We start from the raw sequence: 1,929 nt of genomic DNA, 5'->3' as shown, positions 1-1,929 counted from the left end.
GTGCATTTTTGTTACGTCTGATTTTCCTGCGGAAAATCCTCGCACACAAAACCGCACTATTCTTATACAAGACCGTTAGGGTACATTTACAGAAACTAAGTGAACATCAATGAGATTAACAATTTTAATAGCTACTTTCCTTCTATCGCAACTGACCTTTTCACAGTCAATAGCAAGTTATAACAGCAATGCTACCAAATACGAAAAGAATGCAAATTTTGCTCAAATTATTGAAAAAACGAGTTTTTATAATTCGGACGGAATTAAAACGGAAATTGAGCATAAGGACTTCAATAAGTCAATGCAATTGACAAGCCTAAAAAGGTTCGATGATAAAAATAAATTGATTTGGCTAAATATTTATAAGTATGACAGTTTGCAAAGGAGAGTTAGACTTGACAACAAAAGATGGATAAACATAATTGGATATCAAACAAAACAAACTGAATATAAATATGATTCAATTGGCAATTTTGTTCAGATAGATTATAATTCTCAAAAACAAATTTCCAATATCGCTCAATACTTCTTGGACAAAGAAAAAAACTTAATTAGACTTGAAAACTTTAATGGAAATGGTAGTTTAATTGGTTATGAAACTGCAAATTACGATTTAGAAAATAACGTCGTCGTCGTTAATCAATATAACAATAAAAATGAGCTGGTTAATTCTAACAATAGAGCCATAAGTCATTCTGGAGAGAAAAAACAAAAGACTTCGAATAAATATAATGAACAAGGAGATTTAATATTTTACAAAAGAAATTGGAACGACAATGATAATGTTTGTTACACAATTGAATATAAGTATGACAAAAAAGGAAATTGGATTTCAAAAAAAAGATATAGCCATATTCAAACTGAAAACGGAAAGTTGAAAAAGAAAAAAACAAAAATGGTTAAAACGAGAAAAATAAAATATAGAGAATAAAAAACGTACCCTAACACCGTGTATAATTAATTGCTTTGGCAAGTGCTTATTTGGAAAATTCCTTCGGAATTTTCTCGCGTTCGTTTTTGTTTAGTAAATTAGTTGTTGAAACACGCAACTAACCATACACAACAACGTTGGCAACCATTACTTACTTGAACTTTGAAAATGGAAAAAGAAATAGACAGAATTTTAAACAAAGTTAAGAACGACTTAAATTTTGGTGAAGAAAGTAGATACAATTTTGAAACAGATGAACAACATAGTCTATATGTAAGATCTTTCATTCTTTTAAAAACCAAAGGATATATAGAGTTAGGAAGAAAAGGATATTCTCTTACTGAAACAGGAATGAGCGTTTTAGAAATTGGAGGTTGGAAAAAATACCAAGAGTTTTTAAAACAACAGAAAAAAGATATTAAAGAAAAAGAACGAATTGACTTTGAAAAATCTAAAATTGATTTAAGATTAAAAAAGTGGCAAGTGAAAACTTTCTGGCCAATATTTGTTTTTGCTTTCATAGGATTTGGATTTAGTGTTTATAATTTTATAAATAATTTATCTTCAGTAAGAAAATCAGAACAACAAGAAGTAAGAATTGAGAAAATGGAATCGGAATTAGAAAAATTGCAAATTTCCACTTCAAACCAAAAAACAGCAGATTCTTTGAATATTTCCAAGGTTTTGAAAAGTATAGAAAATATGAAAAAATCGAAAAATAAATAATTGTGAATATTATGAAACTGAATAAAAACATAATTGAAAAATTGAATTAATAATCGGAATTAAAAAACGGTAGCCAACAACTTGTATAATTAATTGCTAGTAATCGCTTACTTACGAAAATCCTCACGGATTTTCCACTTGGTTTTTTATTTATTAAATTAGTGCCAAACCATCGCAACTAACCATACAAAATACCGTTGGCAACCATTTACCAATCACACTCAAAGGAATGAAAGAAGAAACAGTAATTAAGTATTTTGACATTGTTTTAT

General features: G+C 28.5%; 2 protein-coding genes. Both read left to right on the top strand.

The genetic code is table 11. The features are described from left to right. The first annotated feature begins 109 nt into the window (after positions 1–109). Positions 110–931, top strand: coding sequence for a hypothetical protein (locus tag MC378_RS15305; RefSeq protein ID WP_242179708.1), 822 nt, complete (start codon positions 110–112; stop codon positions 929–931). Between the two features lie 168 nt (positions 932–1,099). Then, positions 1,100–1,657, top strand: a complete 558-nt coding sequence (locus MC378_RS15300) for a hypothetical protein (RefSeq protein ID WP_242179706.1) — start codon at positions 1,100–1,102, stop codon at positions 1,655–1,657. Positions 1,658–1,929 lie beyond the last annotated feature (272 nt).

It is taken from the genome of Polaribacter marinus, assembly GCF_022662535.1.
GTDB lineage: Bacteria > Bacteroidota > Bacteroidia > Flavobacteriales > Flavobacteriaceae > Polaribacter > Polaribacter marinus.
Note: the sequence above shows the minus strand (reverse complement) of the source record. Positions and strands in the feature narration are given on the sequence as shown.